Origin of the sequence: Burkholderia singularis (genome assembly GCF_001718875.1) — a bacterium.
In the GTDB taxonomy this organism is placed as follows: domain Bacteria; phylum Pseudomonadota; class Gammaproteobacteria; order Burkholderiales; family Burkholderiaceae; genus Burkholderia; species Burkholderia singularis.
The window spans coordinates 3,498,135-3,514,350 of the sequence record NZ_CP013448.1; the positions used below are offsets into that span (position 1 = coordinate 3,498,135).

A 16,216-nucleotide genomic window follows, 5' to 3' on the forward strand; every position below is an offset into this window, starting at 1 on the left:
CCTTGCGTTCTGCCGCCGCGGCGCCCTGCGTTACGGCCGCACCGACTCGCACCACGGCATCGGCCGCCCGATGTAATAGCCCTGCGCGTAATCGACGCCCAACGCGGTAAGCTTTTGCAGCGTCACCTCGCTATCCACGTATTCGGCAACCGTCTTGCAGTTCATCGCATGGCCGATATCGTTGATCGAGGCGACGATGTCCAGGCTCGCGGTATCGCTCGCGATATTGGCCACGAAGCTGCCGTCGATCTTCAGATACTCCACCGGCAATTGCTTCAAATAGCTGAGCGACGCGACACCCGCGCCGAAATCGTCGAGTGCGAACCGGCATCCGATCGCCTTGAGCTCGTTCATGAAATGCAGCGCATCAGGCAGGTTGGCGATGGCAGCCGTCTCGGTGATTTCAAAGCAGATCAGCTCCGGTGAAACACCGGTGCGCACGAACTGCTCGCACACATAGTCTAGAAAACGCTCGTCGCCGATCGACATGCCGGACAAGTTGATTGCATATTCGGAGAAACGCCGCTGGGTCGTGCGGGCAAGCCTGTCGAGCGCGGTGCGCACAACCCAGCGGTCGATGTCCGTCACCAGCCCGTAGCGCTCCGCCGCGCGAATGAAACGGCCGGGCGACGCAACGTCGCCATGCTCGCCGAGCGAACCCATCCGCAGCAGCAGCTCCGCGCGGCTCGCGCGCTGCGGCCCGGCGTCGATATGCCCGGCCGTGTCGACAATCGGCTGCACGTACAGGCAAAAATCGTCGTATTCGAGCGCATGCCTGACCCGCGTGCACCACGACACGTCGCTCACGTGATGCGCAAGCTCGCGGTCGAGCGGATCGGCGCGTTGCACGCGGTTGCGCCCGCGCTCCTTCGCGACATCGCACGCAATACCCGCCAGGCGCACGGCTTCCTCGACGCGCCGCGCGCGCCCGGTCGCATCGATCAGCGCCACGCCAACGCTGACGGTGACCGAAAACGGCTGCCCTTCCCAGACGAAGACAAAGCCGTCGATGCTGGCGCGCAAATGCTCGGCCGCGCCGTTCGCGGCGGCCTCGTCGCGTGCGGCCAGCAGCACGCAAAACTCGTCGCCGCCAAGTCGCGCGACGATGTCGCCGGGCGCGGCTCGAGCGACGAGCCGCGCCGCGATCGTGGCCAACATCGCATCGCCCGCCGCATAGCCGCATGTATCGTTGATGATCCGGAAACGGTCGAGATCGAGAAACAACAGGGCGATCGAGCCGCGTTGCTCGTCGGCAAGCGCGGCGTCGACGTGGCGCTCGAATTCCGCGCGATTCGGCAATCCGGTGAGCGGATCATGCAATGCCTGCCAGGCAAACCGTTGCATGAATTCGTGGTCCTTCACGAAGCGCTTGAGCACCCGCACACGGCCAAACCGATTTGCGTCGTTGTGCGAACCGTCTCGTGAACCGGATGCCACGGAGGACATATTCGATATGTGCGGCGCCGCCGGTGCACGCACCGCCGTCGCGCCCGGCGCATCGCCGCGCCCCCGCCCGTTGCCACGGGAAGCGCGGCTCGTCCCGGCTTGCTGCGCGGCCGCGGTCTGCACCGCCGGCCGCAGCCCCGCGACGGCCGGTTTGTTGCGATAGCTCGCCGGCGCAAACACGCCGACCGGCCGTTTCATTGCCGGATTCTGCCAACGCACGCATGCGAGCCGCTCGGCAACGACCTTGGCGCCGCCGCCGCACGCACGCTCGGCTTTATCGATGAAAACCGCGAGCCGCCTGACACGCAGCGCGGATAAGCGCACCAGCGCCAACGAACCGATTGCGCCCAGCGCGAGCGCAATCAATGCCCCTTCTCGAAACGTGGAGTAAATCATGTCCCAATACGATTGCGTCGATAAAGCAGCGTCCATCCCGCCGGCCGGCTGCCCGAGTATCGAATCCACCGCCTGTACCGGCCCCGCGGCGGACGAGCCGCACGCCGCGCCGTCCACCCAGACGGCCGGCACCATGGCTGCTGAGACGGTGCTCGCCGAACGCGCATCGGCGTCGCCATCGGTGTCGATCGGCGCGGCCGCATGCGCGACGCACGTGGCGCCTTGCGCGCGCGGAGCATACTTGCCCGGCAGCAGCGCGGTGCCAAGCAGGACCGTCGCGGCCGCCGCCAAGACGCTCGCGCCGGCAAGGCCCGTGCGCAGCATGCTCAGACCATCGGATAATCGGCTAGGGAGGCTGGCCATCGGGATGCTCCCGAAAAAGTAAATCGCCGGGAATTCGGCAATGCATTCGATTGACCGGCAATTCGATATTCGGATATCAATTGAATATCGATTCGCACTCACTGAAGTTTATGCGATCATCCACGACAACCCGCATCGGGTATGTGTGGTGGATGACGCAATCGTTTCCCGGCAAATGCACGAATTCGGGCCGTGCCGTCCCGCAATCGGCGCGGCAGCGCTCATATCATCGGGTGCGAGCGCACTTAGGCAATCGTCAGTCCATACTGTAAATCAATAATCGATTAAAAATAAAAATCCTCAACGTCAATCATCAAGCTTTATTTATTAATATCGTTAATTTCGATCGATTGACTCTCGGCGCTTGTATTCTCACCCACATAATGGATATTCACGATCAAATCCGTCATATTGACGTCCGGACGGCTTCATTGCCTGCGATCACAATTGGCACAATAAATCGGCACTCACCTGCGCCGGCGTTATAGGAACAACAGCGCGCGGTTCAGCTCGGCCTCGTCACGCGCGCGCGCGCGCCAACGCTCGCGCACCGGCACCGAATACAGCCGCGCCGCGCCAAAGCGCGGCCAGAAGTGGCAAAGGCCGGGCGCGATCACCTGCACCACCGACAAGCCGATGTCGGGCCGCGTCTTGTCGACGACGAGCGTATCGATGCCCGCGGCCGACAACCGCGCGACGCACTCGTCGACACCTTGCTTCAAGTCGAAGCCCGCGCCGTGTGCCCGCGCAAACGCCGGCGCAAGCACGAGCGGCTGCGCGGAATCGGGAAACAGGAACGCGTCGGTCGCCAGCTTGTCGGCATCCCACGGCGCAGGCGCAGACGCGCCGACGTCGAGCAACTGATTCACTTCGGTCAGCGCCCGCTGCAACGCGATGCGGGCGTCGAGGTGGCAGCCGAAGCCGATCGAGAAGCGGCCCGTCGCTTCCTCGCGCGCGAGCGCCGCGAACACGGGAATACGCAGATCGTGCGTGAGGTCCAGCGCCCATAAGCGCCAGCCAAGCGACGCATACTCGGCGACGAGCGCATCGAAATACGGATCGGCGAAACTCGCGATGTCGACACCCGGCCGGCGCAGTTCGTTGTACCACCAGATCGCCACCGCATCGCGCTCGACCAATTCGAAGAGGCCTTGCAGGATCGCTTCCTCGATGCGTGTGCCAGCCGCACAGCCGTTCGGATTGTGGATGCAATACGCGGTGCCGCTCGACGCAGGCGTCTCCGCATAGCAATAGCTAAGCGGCACCAGCCGGCGCGCGCCGGTGGCAAGTGACCATGCGGGCGTCCAGTCGATCACGCTGTCCGGCGTGAAGCGTTCGGGAACCTGCTTGCGCGGATCGTCGGTGGTTCGATTTTGCTGCTCGCGCTGCTCGAACTGGCGCTCGCTGAATTGCTGCAGCGCATTGACGTCTATCGGCGTACAACCTGGCGGCGCATGCATGGCGAGTTCGGCGAGGCTGCCGCGTATCGCCGCTTCGTCCCCTTGATACACGCCGCTGAAGCGTTCGAGCGCTTCGGCCAGCGCGCTCGCGCGCGCCTGCGCATCGCTTGCGCCCTTGCCGGAGCTGAGCTTGTCGAAGCGATTCTCGCGCGGCGGCGCCTCACGCGGACAAACCAGATAGCCCGCGACATAGACGTGCCGGTTCCCGGCGTTGCGCCCCGGCATCGGATGCAGATAGACGACCGGTCCGCTGACGGGCGAAATCAGGTGCTTATAGCGCTCGAAAAACTCGGTGGCGGTCAACGTGCGATAGCCGCCTTCGCGCGGCACGGCCGTATCGACCGAGGCGAGCGCGACCGGCCGCTCGGCCTGCTCGCGCATCCACGCCGGGTTCGCGCAACGCGGACACTGCGCGCGCCTGACAACGCGATGCGCGACGCTCGCGAGCGTGTCGACGCGCAGCGATACGATCCGCACGGCCGACGCCCGGCGACGCTCGGCGCTCACCGCAAACTGCTCGACGGCCGACGCGACAAGCGCGGCCACAGCAGCCGCGCTCGCCCGGCTGCGCACGGGCGGCGGGCGCACGGCATCGTGGCCGTGAAGACGCGCGAGCAGCGTCTCGACCGGCCGGTTCAGCGACGTCCAGTAACGTACACATTCGATACAGGGCCGATCGTCCACGGTATCGGCCGCCGCGCCGGCCGGCGCCGACAGCGGGCCGATCAACGGCCCGAGCAGCGGTTCGACGCGATCGGGCACGACGATGAACAACGCACCGCCGCGCGCCGCCGCACGTTCGGCGGCGGCGGCAAGCTCGGGGCGGTCGTAGCCGTCGGTCAACGCGACGACGAGCGGTGCGTGCGGCGTCACCCTGATGCCGGCCGCGGCCAATGCGTCGAGTTGAGCGGCCGGGTCTACGCCGAACGCCTCGACACTTACCGCGAGCTGCGATGCGATGCCGGCCGCGGCCGCGCCGTCAACGCCCGTGCGCTCGAAGAAGCCCGCCGCGATATCGCGCTCGCCCGGCGCGTCGGCGCTCACATAACCGCGCCGCACCAGATGATCGAGCGCCGCCAGCAACTGCCAGTCTGAAAACCGCCCGGCGAGCGCCGCGAACATCTGCGCGATCGACAAGCCGTCGCGCATGCACGCGGCCAGTGCGGGAAACACGGCGCCCGGCAGCGCCGCGCGCCGGAACTCGTCGACGACGTACAGCACGTCCGGGCCGGCGTCGAGCACGAGCAAATGCGGCTTGAAGCGCAGCACGCGCGAGAAATCATCGAGCATGGTTGCTCCACAGGTAAGGCCGCCATCAAAACAAACGGCGCAGCCCGTGCTTCGGGCTGCGCCATCTCATTGCATACATCGGTCAGCAGCAGGAGAACAGATAGGCGGGGCCCGAATCGTTATACGCGGCAAGTGCGATCGCTTGCTCGGCAAGCTCGGGCCGTTTCGGCACGCCGAATGTGATCGCGTTGCGCGGCAAATTCCAGCGTTGCGCTTGCGCATCCCATCCGCATTCCGGCCCGGCCTCGGTAATCTTCAAATCGACGATCCACGGGCAGCGGTAGTTGAGATAACGCTCGATCGCGTCTTGAGGGTTCTCGAGCAACGCCGCCTTGAACACGGGGTCGCGCCACGATAGCGCGATCGCGCGAAGATAGACCTCCTGAAACTCGAGCAACGAATACTGGGTAGGAACTGCGTTGTCCAATGCCATGTTGGTTCTCCTGAATCAACGCCCGAACGGCGTGAGATTTCTGCTGTTGTATGCGGCCAGCGCGACAGCCTCCTGATCCTGCGGCGGCGCGGGCGGCAGCACGAGTTCGAGCACGTTGTTCTTGATGCATGTCCAGCCGGCTGTCGTCTCAGGCGTCCAGGTCGCGGTTTCGGCCACCGCCTTCAGATCCACCGGCAGAGGAAAGCGGTAATCGAATTTATCGTGCAACGCCTTGACCGGATCGGCCAATAGCTGGTCGAGATAATCCTTGTCGTTCCAGGCCACGGCAATCGCTCTGATCACAGCCGCACGGAACTCCAGAAATTGCTCGTAAGTGGGTAAGTTAGCGCTATGGTCCATCATATGCTCTCGAGGTTGAGTAACGTTCTAGCTGGAACTCGCGCAGCTGATGCTGCGCTTTCTTCATGATCCGGTGCATGCCTTGCTGCGTTGCGATCGTCTCCACTTGGGCGCAAAGCGCATCGACGTCGTCGTCCGGGCAGCGCTCGCGAACCTCATGCAAGCAGCGCGCCTTCTTCAGCAGCAGCTCCGCTACGTAAAAGCGCTCACCCGTCACGTCGGCAAGCGCGAGGCACGCATCGAGCGTCTCGACGGCCGCGCCCCAGTTGCCGTGCGCCGCGTCGATATCGGCAATGACCGATTCGTAATAAGTCAGACCGAGCCGGCAACCCGCCGCGTACAGCGCGGCAACGTTCGCGGCAGCCGCGTCGCGATCGCCGTCGCACCATGCTTGAACGACCGCCGCATAACTTTCGACCGCGCTCATTCCATAGCGTCGCGCGAGGCTCAGCAGCACATCCAGCGTATCGCGCGCCCCGTCGCGATCGCCGACGGTCTGCTGCATCCGCGACAGATACATCAGCGTCACGCCGATCGTCGGCAAATGGTCGGTACAGGTCGCCCGCTCGACCGCCTCGCGCGCGACCGAAAGCGTGCGCTCGACATCGTCGTCGATGTCGAGCAATACGCTCGCCTGCGCCGACAACGCCCACGCCCGCGTGTCGAGCCCGAGCACGTAGCGATGGTCGGCGTCGCGCCACGGATCATACGCGGTGCTCGCCCTATTGAGCGCTTCGAGCGCTTGCGACGCGTAGCCGTCGATCCATAAACCGATGCCGCGCAACGCGTCGGCGGCAACGACCAGATCCGCGCGCGCCGACAAGCGTGCCAGCTCCGACAACCGGTCGGTGGTTTCGCGCACCGCCGCGGCATCACGTGCCACATGCGAGTAAAGCGCGATGGTGCCCAACGCGCTCGCCGCGGCTTGCGGATCGGAAAGCGCGGCCACGCGCGCGAGCACGCGGTCCGTGTGCTCGCGCACGCGCGGGTCGCCCCAGCCGTCGCGCGCCATTTGCGCATGCGCGAGGATCAAGTCGGTCTCGACCGCGTCCTTGTCGAGATCCGGATAGTCGCAGTGCAGCAGCCAGCCCCGCACCGCTCCCGCATAGCGAAGCGCGTCGTCGTGAAGCGAACGCTCGAGCGAACGCCGCGCCGCGTCGATGCCGTGCGGCACGGCATCCGCATACGCATGCGCACTCGCAAAATGATTGGCGATCACCGCGGAGCGCGCGGCAATGTCGCCGCTCGCGGGGCGCGCGAGCAAGGCCCGCGCAACGCGGCCATGATTCGCGCGACGCATCGCGGCCGGCATCGATTCATACGCGGCTTCGCGCAGCAGCGCGTGACGGAACACGTAAGTCGCGCCGCCCAACCGATGCTGCGCATACAACACCCTGCCCTCCAGCAGACGCCGCAGACGATCGTCGAGCGCGGCGCCCTCGTGCGGCGACGCATCCGCGAGCAGCCGCGCATCGACTTCCAGCCCGATCGTCGCGGCGAGCTGCACCGTGTCGAGCGCGTCGTCGGCGCGTTCGAGCGTGCGCTCGAGCGTCTCGCGCAAGCTGCCTGGAAACGGCCAGCGCGTCGCGTCCGACAGATCCAGCAAATCGCCGTGCGCGCTCTGCGCACCGCCGGATAAAAGCGCGCGCACCGTCTCCTCGACATACAGCGGCACGCCGCCCGTGCGTTTCGCGAGAAAATCGAGCGCGGCGTGATCGGCGTGAACGCCCGGCATCAGCGATGCGATCAAGCTGCGGGTGGCCGCGGCAGGCAAGCGCCGCAGCATCAGCCGCTCGGTATTGTTGCGCCAGCGCTCCAGTTGCTCCGGCCGCGACGTCAGCACGATACACATCGATGCACCGGCCGGGTGACGCGAAAGCGCGTCGAGAAAATCGCCCGTCACGCTGTCGACCCACTGCACGTCCTCGACAATCACAAGCACGGGGCCGCCTGCGCCGAGTGAAGCGAGGAGTTGACACAGCACATCGAACAGCGCCTGTTGCTGCGCACCCGACCAATGCAATTGATCCGCCGCCCCCGGCAGCCCGAGCCACGCGACGAGCATCGCGCGCGCGGCCACACGGTCGCCGTCGAACGCGTCGAGCATCCGCTCGAGCGCGCCCGCACCGCCGGTATCGAGCTGCCAGTGCGCGCGCACGAACCGCAGGATCGGAAAGAGCGCATGATTCGTCTGTTCCGGCAGGCAGACGCACACGGCGCACGCGCCGCCCTGCGCGCGCACCGTTTCGCGCAACGCATGCACGAGCCTCGACTTGCCGATGCCCGGTTCGCCTACCACGAGCGTCGCGCGCCGCTCACCGGCGGCATGTTTGTCGCCGTTTGCCGCATCGCGCCACGCGCGCGCGAGCGCCGCCTGCTCACGCTCGCGGCCGACGATCGGCACGGCATCGCCAAGTTCGAGCGACTCGAACGGCCCGCGCTCGTAACGCTCGCCAAGCAGTTCATGCACCGGCTGGGCCGCCGCGCCGGGCGCCGCGAAGACGTGCGCCGTCAACGCCGCGTCGACATGACGCTCGAGCGCATGCGCCGCCTCGCCGCTCAACAGAATGCGGCCCGGCTGCGCGATGCGCTGCAAGCCGATGGCCGCCCGCGCCGTCGCACCGCCCGATGCGCCGCTCACCGATGCGAGCGCCGCGCCCACATGGATCGCCCCCGCGATTTCGATGCGCCATGCGCCAACCGCCTGTTCCGCCTGCCGCGTCATTTCGAGCGCCGCCCGACACGCGCGCTGCGCGGGCCGGTCGATGCTCTGCGGATAGCCGAAGTAGAACAGCAGCGTGTCGCCAAGCGTGCCCGCCGCATAGCCGCCATAGCGGATCGCGATGTCCGAGCAGCGCGTGAGCCATTGCGCGTGCGTCGTGTCGAGCGCTTCCTCGAGCGCGGCCGCATCGTCCATATCGTGGCCGCCGTTCGCGACGAGCGCGACGCGGCAGCACAGCGCGGTGATCTGCCGCCGCCCGAGCGACGCGTCGGCGGCTGCCGGCTGACCCGGCTCGCGGTGCGCGAGACCCGCCTGCCCGGCACTCACGCGCCGGCCGTAGCGCAGGCCGCCGACCAGCGCCGGAAAATGGATCGCGCGAAACCGGCTGGCAAGCGCCTGCGCGGAAGCCGCGCGCTGCCGCGGATCCTTGTTCAACGCATCGCGCAGCACGTCTCCGAGCGGGTGCGCGGCAATCGCGGGCGGCAACGCGACATCGACGGGGCTCAGGTGCTGGTACAAGACGTCCGCGACGCTCGCGCCTTGCATCACCGGATGCCCGGTCAGACACTCGATCACCATCAGCCCCCACGCGTAGAAATCGCTCTTCGCGGTCGGAGGCTCGCCGCGAAGCTGCTCGGGCGCGCAATATTGCGGCGAGCCGAGCACTTCGGTCGCCGCGGTCAGCGTCAGTTCGTCGGCAGCGCGCGCGTCGGGCAGCAACGCCCCTATGCCGAAATCGAGAATTTTCGCGCACGGCTCGCCGTCGATCGTCGTCACCATCACGTTCTGCGGCTTCAAATCGCGATGCACGACGCCATTGCCGTGCGCATGCGCGAGCCCGTCCAGCACTTGCGCCATCAGCACGCCCGTCGTCTCGGCCTGCAACGCGCCGTCGGCCGACAACAACGCGCGCAGCGTGCGGCCCGCGACATGCTCGAACACCGCGAACAACCGGCCGTCGGCGGTCTCCCCGCTGTCGAGCAGCGCGACGACGTTCGGATGCGACAGCCGCGCGCACAATTCGAGTTCACGAAGAAAGCGGGTGCGCTCGCGCCCGGTGCGCGGCGCGTCATCGCGCAACAGCTTGATCGCGACACGCCGCGCCGTATCGAGCCGGATCGCCTCGTAGACGCATCCCGCGCCGCCCTCGCCGAGCACCGCGCCCAAACGATAGCGATGCATGCCCTGCAGTTCCACGCCTTCGTCCGGAAACGGTCGCGGATCACGCAGGCAAATACTTTTGCGTCCAGCCAAAACCGACTTTCCCATGAAACGCCGCTCAGCTCGAAACGATGGAATAAAGGGAGGCTGGCGGGCCGTCGATGGTGGCCGGCCCGGCCGGCGCGTCGAAAGGGTCGGCCAAACAGGGCGACTGACACTCGAGCCGGTCGCCGCGCATGACGCGAAACGCCAGCGCACCGAAGCGCACGCCGCCGCGGCGACGCTCGACGAGTTCAGGTGAGCCGGCGGACAGAAGCGGCATGAATTGCGAACGGGCGCGATAGATCTGCACATTGACGTGCGATTCGTCGAGTCCGAGCATCCGCGCGAGCGTATCAAGCTCGATCCAGCCTTGCGATGCGGTGTCGTATCCCGCCCGCGCGTCGGAGAACCGCGCCCGCGCAAGCGTCACGAGGCAGTAGTGGTGCGCACGCGCGCCCAGGTCGATCGCGCCGCCGCGCGTATGCAGCATCGCGCTCACGTGCTCCTCATCGCGGCTCACGACGAAATCGACACGTTGCGGCAACGCCACGGCCTGCGCCGCACGCGGCAGCGCGCCCGTTTCGTTCCAGTGCGCAAGCACCAGTTGCCAAGCGAAATCACCGCAAATCACGGTGTCGCCGTCGCGCAACACGCGCGGCGGTGCCGTGTCGTCGCATAGCCAGTCGCCGTGCGCGGAGCGCGACACAGTGATCTTCGTGCCCGGCAGCGCGTGCGCGTGCTCGAGCCTGATCGGCGGTGCGGGCGGATGCAGCGGCCAAAGCATGTCGACAGGCTCGCCCAGCTGGCGGATGCGCCAGCGCACCGAGCCGGCGCTGCCGAGCTGGATCAGATCGCCCTCGCGCAACACCACCCGCTCGCCCGCGCCGACGAGCGCGCCCGATACGAATGTGCCGTTGCGGCTATGGTCGTGCAGCTCCCACTGCCCCGCGGCCCAGCAGATGCTCGCATGGACGCGCGACACATAGGAATCGGTAAGCACCGTGTCGCAACGCAACGGATCGCGCCCTAACACGTGATGCGCGCGCAACAGACAAAGCTGCCCTGACAAACCATTTTCAAGCAACGCCATTTCGACGGCCCATAGAAAAAACGCACGACATTCCGCCGGCCCAGCAGAGGAAGGTCGTGCTGTTTATGTGAACGATTGACGGTCAAATGTTGAATTCTGTTAAATCATAGGCAAGTGTGAGAGGGTCGACAAGACTGTGGGCGATGCGATCGCGCTCGCCGGCCAAATCGTTCGGATTTGTTTCGTCGGCACAGCGTTGCCCCGAAATGAAGACGCGAACCGGACGAAATCATGAACAAATCACCACCCCGGCCCACTTTTCGTCAGCAAATAGAAAGCCGGCGGCTTGCGTAATCAAATGTAATGGATTTCATCGAAGCGCCGCCGTAACGTTCGTGATGTCGGAAACGACACGGGCCGGCAACAAAGAAGTGAGTTCTTGCATGTAGACGTGCGGGAAATCGCGAGTAGAGACCAACCAACCATGAGTTCGGAAATCAGCCCGCTTCACCGGGTACTCGTACCCGTCGCGAATGCAAAGGCGATTTATGCGGCCTTGGGTTCTCGCATGCCAGGTTTTTTCCGGGTCATCGCGAAAGGGCACGCACCGCTGCATGTCGGGCATATCCGGCTTGCGCCCGAACTCCATTTCATGGACGGCGTCGTTCTCAAGGTGATGGGCATCGCCAAACGTCCATCACCGTCTGTCAGACACTATACGACGCCGGTTTATTCATTCGAGAGCCGATATCACAAGGAGATCTTCATTCGTGGCGCGAACGGCATCATTCCTGTCCCAGTCGATCTGCTCCGCGACGATACGGCGGATACCGATGTCGACGCGCTCTGCGTGGATTAGCCGATGAGCACCGTCCATCCGCTGCACTCGACCGCCACGCGGTCATCGCAAAAAATGGGCGCGAGCCCGGATCTGCTCGCGCATATCCGGACCAACCAGCTCGACAAGGATATTTTCAACGCATCCCGACACTCGGTCGCGATCGGTCCGGTGACGCTGGAATTCCGCGTGAGTGCGAATCCGGTCTCCGCAACCGTGGAGCTTTATATCGCGAATCGATTGATTGGCGGCGGTACGTTGAACCACGCGCATCCGAGCGCGAAATTCGGCGGTGCGGTAGACAAATTGAAGTCCGAAGCCGATCTCACGCTCGACATACCGGGCAAGAAGCTGGATTTCAGATTCACTGTTTGTGCGCCGGTTGTCGGCTGCACAAGCAGAAGCGGTACGCTTGGCTTATGACCCGTTTCACGAGGGCCGAAAGACTGCGCCCGGCCGCCGCCATGCTGCGGCGGCCGGAAACGCAGCACTAATGACAAACGGGCATCGGTCACGTGCCATGATCGTGCGCTGTCGATTCGAAACGGCGCCCGGGGGATAACGCTTTACCCGCCCGGAATAAGGAGAAATTCGGTAGTTACTTGCTGTCGTTGTCGTCATCGGTTAACTGCGTTTGCCCGCTCGGGCATATACAGGCGATCGAAAGCGCGGCAAACGAGAAACCCGGGATTCGTGGGGAATCGCCGGGTTTTGTTTTTTATCGCACGCCAGACCGCAACGGGACTACACTGGTGACCTGCAAAGCTGGAGCCCGCCATGATTCCTCCTGCCTCAGAAAGCACCTTCCGCGGATTGCCGCTGACGCCGGAACAGGACGCGGAAGTCAGGCATTACATCAAGATCCGGATGCAGCGCGGCCTGCCTTGGGATACGCCTGAGCTCAAAGCGATGCTGCGCGACATGATGATGCCGCCCGAGGACGACTCCGACACGTCGGAGGACGTTCTAGCCGATGAAACGAGAATGGCCGCTGAACGCGCGATGTTCTCGATCGAAGACGCGATGGACCCGATCGAGGCAAGCGAGGAATGGCGCGCGGCGATGGAAGCCGAAAACATGAAGGGACTGGGGCTGCGCGGATAATTCAATTCGGCGCGCCCAAACCATACAGGCGTCGTTGGCGCATGGTTGCTTCCGGCGAAGGTCCGCCATCTCGCGGCGAGACTTTCCAAGAGGCTTGCAATAGAGTTGCGCCCCTTCTTCCGCCGGCCGGTGGCGACGTTCGTGCGCGTCGAATTCTTCGCGTTCGCAATACCGCGAACCGAGCGGCATCACATCGAAAGCAGCCTGCGCACGTTGAACGGATCGCGCACTCGCAGCCGCCGGAAATCCGCGCCAAGGTCGCCACGTTGGCTCGGTCGGCCTCATCGTCGTTTCAAAGAAGCGCGCCGCTTGAAGCTCGGCTGCCGCCCGCACGTTTCCGAGCCGCGCGCAACCGATCTCGATCAGCGGTCCTATTTGATTTGAAGTCAAATATCTTTGTCTTGCAGCGGCATTTATTTCATCGCCCCCCACCGCCAGAATGGCCGACAGCGCGATCCCTCCCAGGAATGAACAATGAACAAAATCCCCGCATTCGGCCTCGGCACATTCCGCCTGCAAGGGCAAGTTGTCGTCGATTCGGTCAGCACCGGACTCGAACTCGGCTATCGCGCGATCGATACCGCGCAGATCTACGGTAACGAAGCCGAAGTAGGCAGTGCGATCGCCACCTCCGGCGTGCGCCGCGACGAACTGTTCGTGACCACGAAAATTTGGGTCGACCACTATGCGAAAGACAAGCTCGTGCCGAGCCTCGAGCAGAGCCTCGCGAAACTGCGTACCGACTACGTCGATCTGACGCTGATCCACTGGCCCGCGCCCGGCAACGGCGTGGCGCTCGGGGAATTCATGACCGCGCTCGCCGACGCAAAAGCAAAGGGCCTGACGCGGCAAATCGGCATCTCGAACTTCAACATCGAACTGACGCGGCAGGCGATCGCCGTGGTCGGCAGGGATGCGATTGCAACCAACCAGATCGAACTGAGCCCGTATCTGCAGAACCGCACGCTCGTCGAGTTCCTGCGGCGTGAAGGTATCCATGTCACGTCGTATATGACGCTCGCGTATGGAAAGGTGCTCAGCGATCCCACTATCGGCGCGATCGCGCGGCGGCACCACGCCACGCCGGCCCAGGTCGCGCTCGCGTGGGCGCTGCAACTCGGCTACTCGGTCATTCCGTCGTCCACGAAGCGCGAGAATCTCGCCAGCAATCTGCTCGCCCAGACGCTGCGCCTGAACGACGATGATATCGCCCAGATCGCCGCGCTCGAACGCAACGGCCGCGAAGTCAACCCGGCCGGCCTCGCGCCTCAATGGGACTGAGCGCGCCGGCATTTTTGCCGCCCTGTCCGCCGTTCGAACCACCGCGTCGATAGGCCGCTCGCGGTGACCTCGGTGTCTCCGTTTCGGCTGTGTCGACCCGGCGCGCTGACGCCAACGCAAATTAATCGTGAAGCGCGTACTTGAGCGAGCGCTACGGCAAACGCGACGAAGGTGTCAACGCACGTGAATCGGGCAGGCATTTGAAGCACCTATGGATGGAACTGGGCTTCGCCGGACTTGACGGCCGGGACGGCCATATACGTTTCGAAGAAAACATCCGGTTCCATCGGCAAGGCGCTGCGGTTCGCGAAAGTTGCCGCGAATCGCTGATCGCAAAGAAAACCCCGCTCAAAGGCGGGGTTTTCTTTGCAGCTCCTGCTTACGGGAAGTCAGAACGGAATATCGTCGTCCATCTCGTCGAACCCGCCGCCGGCCGGCGCGCTCGGCCGGCTGGCACTGCCGCCGCCGCGCGCGGCCGAGCCGCCGCCCGCAGGGCGAGCGCCACCACGCTCAGCATCGCGGCCGCCGCCGTAGCCGCCGTCATCGCTACCGCCACCACCGCCCGAGCCGCCACGGCCGCCAAGCATTTGCATCTGATCGGCAACGATTTCGGTCGAGTAGCGGTCCTGCCCATCCTGCCCCTGCCACTTGCGCGTGCGAATCCGTCCCTCGATATAAACCGACGAGCCCTTCTTCAGATATTCGCTGACGATCTCGGCAAGCCGTCCGAAGAACGCGACGCGGTGCCATTCAGTCATTTCCTTGAATTCGCCGGACGCCTTGTCCTTATAGCGATCGGTCGTCGCAAGGCGGATATTCGCGACCGCATCACCGCTCGGCAGGTAACGCACTTCGGGATCGGCGCCGAGATTGCCGACGAGAATGACCTTGTTGACGGATGCCATGTGTTTCTCCAGTTGATTCGATGCCAAACAGCGCGGCAAAACCGTTTGCGGCAGCGGCGTGGGCCGCATGCCCGGCTCCGGCCTCACGCCGCCGTGCCGGCTTCACCCGGCGCTCGCGTGTCAGGCCTTGCGCGGCGGCTGTTTCATGCGGGCCGCGATTATAAGCCACACCGCCACGAGGGCCGAGCACGCGAAGAAAACGGTGTTCGCCCCCCCGCTCTTCAGCAAGAAGCCACCCAAACCGCCGCCGAGCGCGAGCCCGATCGATTGCGTCGTGTTGTACACGCCCGTGGCCGCACCCTTGCGCGAGCCCGGCGCCAACTTCGACACGAGCGACGGCTGCGATGCCTCGAGGATATTGAAACCGACGAAATAAACCAACAGAATCGCCGCGACAATCAGAATCGTATGCGCGGCGAAGCCCAGCAACAATTGGCCGATCAGGATAGCCGCAATTGCGCCGAGCAGCACGGGTTTCATCTTGCCCCGTTTCTCGGCGACGATGATCGCGGGCACCATCATCACGAACGCAAGCCCCATCACCGGCAAATAGACCTTCCAGTGCGACGCGACAGGCAGCCCGCCATCGACGAGCAGCCGCGGTACGACGAGGAACAGCGCGGTCTGCGTCGCATGCAGCACGAGCACGCCGAAATTCAGGCGCAGCAGTTCCACGTTGTGCAGCACCTCGGCGAACGGCGCGGGTACGTGAACGGGCCGCGGCGCATCGGGCACGATCCACAGCACGACGCCGATCGCGACGATCGACAACGCACCGACGATCGCGAACAGGCCGCTCATCCCGACCCACTGAAACAGGATCGGCGCGCCGACGATCGCGACCGCGAACGACACGCCGATCGAGCCGCCGACCATCGCCATCGCCTTCGTCCGGTTACGCTCCGACGTCAGATCCGCGATGAACGCCAGCACCGCCGACGACACCGCGCCCATTCCCTGCACGACCCGGCCGACGATGATCCACGTGATGTCGTGAGCGAACGCCGCGATGAAGCTGCCGAGCGCGAACACGAGCAGGCCGGCGGCGATCACCGGCTTGCGCCCGAACTTGTCCGACGCCCAGCCGTAGAAGATGTACAGAAGCGATTGGGTGACGCCATACGCGCCGAGCGCGATGCCCACGAGCAGCACGTTGTCGCCGCCCGGGATCGTCTTCGCGTAGACGGAGAACACCGGCATGATCATGAAAAGCCCAAGCATGCGCAGCGCGAAGATGGCCGCGAGCGATGTGGTCGCGCGCAATTCGGGCGCGCTCATGCGGGTGGATGCGACGGAATGATTGGACATCGGGCTTGAATTCGAATGCTCGGCGCAGCGTGGCGGCGCGAGCGCTCCCTGCTGACGGCTCTTGCAATGCTTCGGAG

12 protein-coding genes are annotated in these 16,216 nt (G+C 64.9%); 4 read left to right on the top strand and 8 right to left on the bottom strand.

The genetic code is table 11. The features are described 5' to 3' along the window. Nucleotides 1–30: 30 nt before the first annotated feature. From AQ611_RS15430 to AQ611_RS15455, 6 genes are all read right to left on the bottom strand, one after another. Nucleotides 31–2,205: a putative bifunctional diguanylate cyclase/phosphodiesterase gene (locus AQ611_RS15430; protein ID WP_069234998.1), complete on the bottom strand. Its 2,175-nt coding sequence runs from the start codon at nt 2,203–2,205 to the stop codon at nt 31–33. A 482-nt stretch (nt 2,206–2,687) separates the two neighbouring features. Continuing rightward, a complete protein-coding gene (locus AQ611_RS15435; protein ID WP_069234999.1) occupies nt 2,688–4,955 on the bottom strand; it encodes a TOMM precursor leader peptide-binding protein in 2,268 nt (755 codons plus the stop codon). A gap of 82 nt (nt 4,956–5,037) precedes the next feature. After that, a complete protein-coding gene (locus tag AQ611_RS15440; RefSeq protein ID WP_059517826.1) occupies nt 5,038–5,388 on the bottom strand; it encodes a BMA_0021/BMA_0022 family TOMM bacteriocin in 351 nt (116 codons plus the stop codon). 15 nt (nt 5,389–5,403) lie between these two features. After that, nucleotides 5,404–5,751: a BMA_0021/BMA_0022 family TOMM bacteriocin gene (locus AQ611_RS15445; protein WP_059517824.1), complete on the bottom strand. Its 348-nt coding sequence runs from the start codon at nt 5,749–5,751 to the stop codon at nt 5,404–5,406. Further along, on the bottom strand, nt 5,738–9,739 hold the full coding sequence (locus AQ611_RS15450) for a TOMM system kinase/cyclase fusion protein (protein WP_069235000.1): 4,002 nt from the start codon (nt 9,737–9,739) through the stop codon (nt 5,738–5,740). The genes AQ611_RS15445 and AQ611_RS15450 overlap by 14 nt, the downstream gene beginning before the upstream one ends. A gap of 10 nt (nt 9,740–9,749) precedes the next feature. Then, nucleotides 9,750–10,763, bottom strand: a complete 1,014-nt coding sequence (locus tag AQ611_RS15455; RefSeq protein WP_083237340.1) for an FHA domain-containing protein — start codon at nt 10,761–10,763, stop codon at nt 9,750–9,752. Nucleotides 10,764–11,187: 424 nt separating this feature from the next. On the opposite strand from AQ611_RS15455, the gene AQ611_RS15460 reads away from it, so the two are divergent. From AQ611_RS15460 to dkgB, 4 genes are all read left to right on the top strand, one after another. Next, nucleotides 11,188–11,562, top strand: a complete 375-nt coding sequence (locus AQ611_RS15460; RefSeq protein WP_059517814.1) for a hypothetical protein — start codon at nt 11,188–11,190, stop codon at nt 11,560–11,562. Between the two features lie 54 nt (nt 11,563–11,616). Next, nucleotides 11,617–11,964, top strand: a complete 348-nt coding sequence (locus AQ611_RS15465; RefSeq protein ID WP_089341557.1) for a hypothetical protein — start codon at nt 11,617–11,619, stop codon at nt 11,962–11,964. 354 nt (nt 11,965–12,318) lie between these two features. Continuing rightward, nucleotides 12,319–12,645: a hypothetical protein gene (locus AQ611_RS15470; protein WP_059517811.1), complete on the top strand. Its 327-nt coding sequence runs from the start codon at nt 12,319–12,321 to the stop codon at nt 12,643–12,645. Between the two features lie 474 nt (nt 12,646–13,119). Next, complete coding sequence (gene dkgB, locus AQ611_RS15480) at nt 13,120–13,926, top strand: 2,5-didehydrogluconate reductase DkgB (protein WP_069235002.1); 807 nt, start codon at nt 13,120–13,122, stop codon at nt 13,924–13,926. 389 nt (nt 13,927–14,315) lie between these two features. Here dkgB and AQ611_RS15485 read toward each other — a convergent pair whose 3' ends face one another. Continuing rightward, on the bottom strand, nt 14,316–14,831 hold the full coding sequence (locus AQ611_RS15485; RefSeq protein ID WP_059518043.1) for a single-stranded DNA-binding protein: 516 nt from the start codon (nt 14,829–14,831) through the stop codon (nt 14,316–14,318). 120 nt (nt 14,832–14,951) lie between these two features. Continuing rightward, nucleotides 14,952–16,139, bottom strand: coding sequence for an MFS transporter (locus AQ611_RS15490; protein ID WP_059517806.1), 1,188 nt, complete (start codon nt 16,137–16,139; stop codon nt 14,952–14,954). Between the last annotated feature and the right edge of the window lie 77 nt (nt 16,140–16,216).

Excerpts from the sequence above, each read along its gene's own strand:
- AQ611_RS15430 (WP_069234998.1), bottom strand. The coding sequence starts at position 2,205 with ATGGCCAGCCTCCCTAGCCGATTATCCGATGGTCTGAGCATGCTGCGC.
- AQ611_RS15435 (WP_069234999.1), bottom strand. The coding sequence starts at position 4,955 with ATGCTCGATGATTTCTCGCGCGTGCTGCGCTTCAAGCCGCATTTGCTC.
- AQ611_RS15440 (WP_059517826.1), bottom strand. The coding sequence starts at position 5,388 with ATGGCATTGGACAACGCAGTTCCTACCCAGTATTCGTTGCTCGAGTTT.
- AQ611_RS15445 (WP_059517824.1), bottom strand. The coding sequence starts at position 5,751 with ATGATGGACCATAGCGCTAACTTACCCACTTACGAGCAATTTCTGGAG.
- AQ611_RS15450 (WP_069235000.1), bottom strand. The coding sequence starts at position 9,739 with ATGGGAAAGTCGGTTTTGGCTGGACGCAAAAGTATTTGCCTGCGTGAT.
- AQ611_RS15455 (WP_083237340.1), bottom strand. The coding sequence starts at position 10,763 with ATGGCGTTGCTTGAAAATGGTTTGTCAGGGCAGCTTTGTCTGTTGCGC.
- AQ611_RS15460 (WP_059517814.1), top strand. The coding sequence starts at position 11,188 with ATGAGTTCGGAAATCAGCCCGCTTCACCGGGTACTCGTACCCGTCGCG.
- AQ611_RS15465 (WP_089341557.1), top strand. The coding sequence starts at position 11,617 with ATGGGCGCGAGCCCGGATCTGCTCGCGCATATCCGGACCAACCAGCTC.
- AQ611_RS15470 (WP_059517811.1), top strand. The coding sequence starts at position 12,319 with ATGATTCCTCCTGCCTCAGAAAGCACCTTCCGCGGATTGCCGCTGACG.
- dkgB (WP_069235002.1), top strand. The coding sequence starts at position 13,120 with ATGAACAAAATCCCCGCATTCGGCCTCGGCACATTCCGCCTGCAAGGG.
- AQ611_RS15485 (WP_059518043.1), bottom strand. The coding sequence starts at position 14,831 with ATGGCATCCGTCAACAAGGTCATTCTCGTCGGCAATCTCGGCGCCGAT.
- AQ611_RS15490 (WP_059517806.1), bottom strand. The coding sequence starts at position 16,139 with ATGTCCAATCATTCCGTCGCATCCACCCGCATGAGCGCGCCCGAATTG.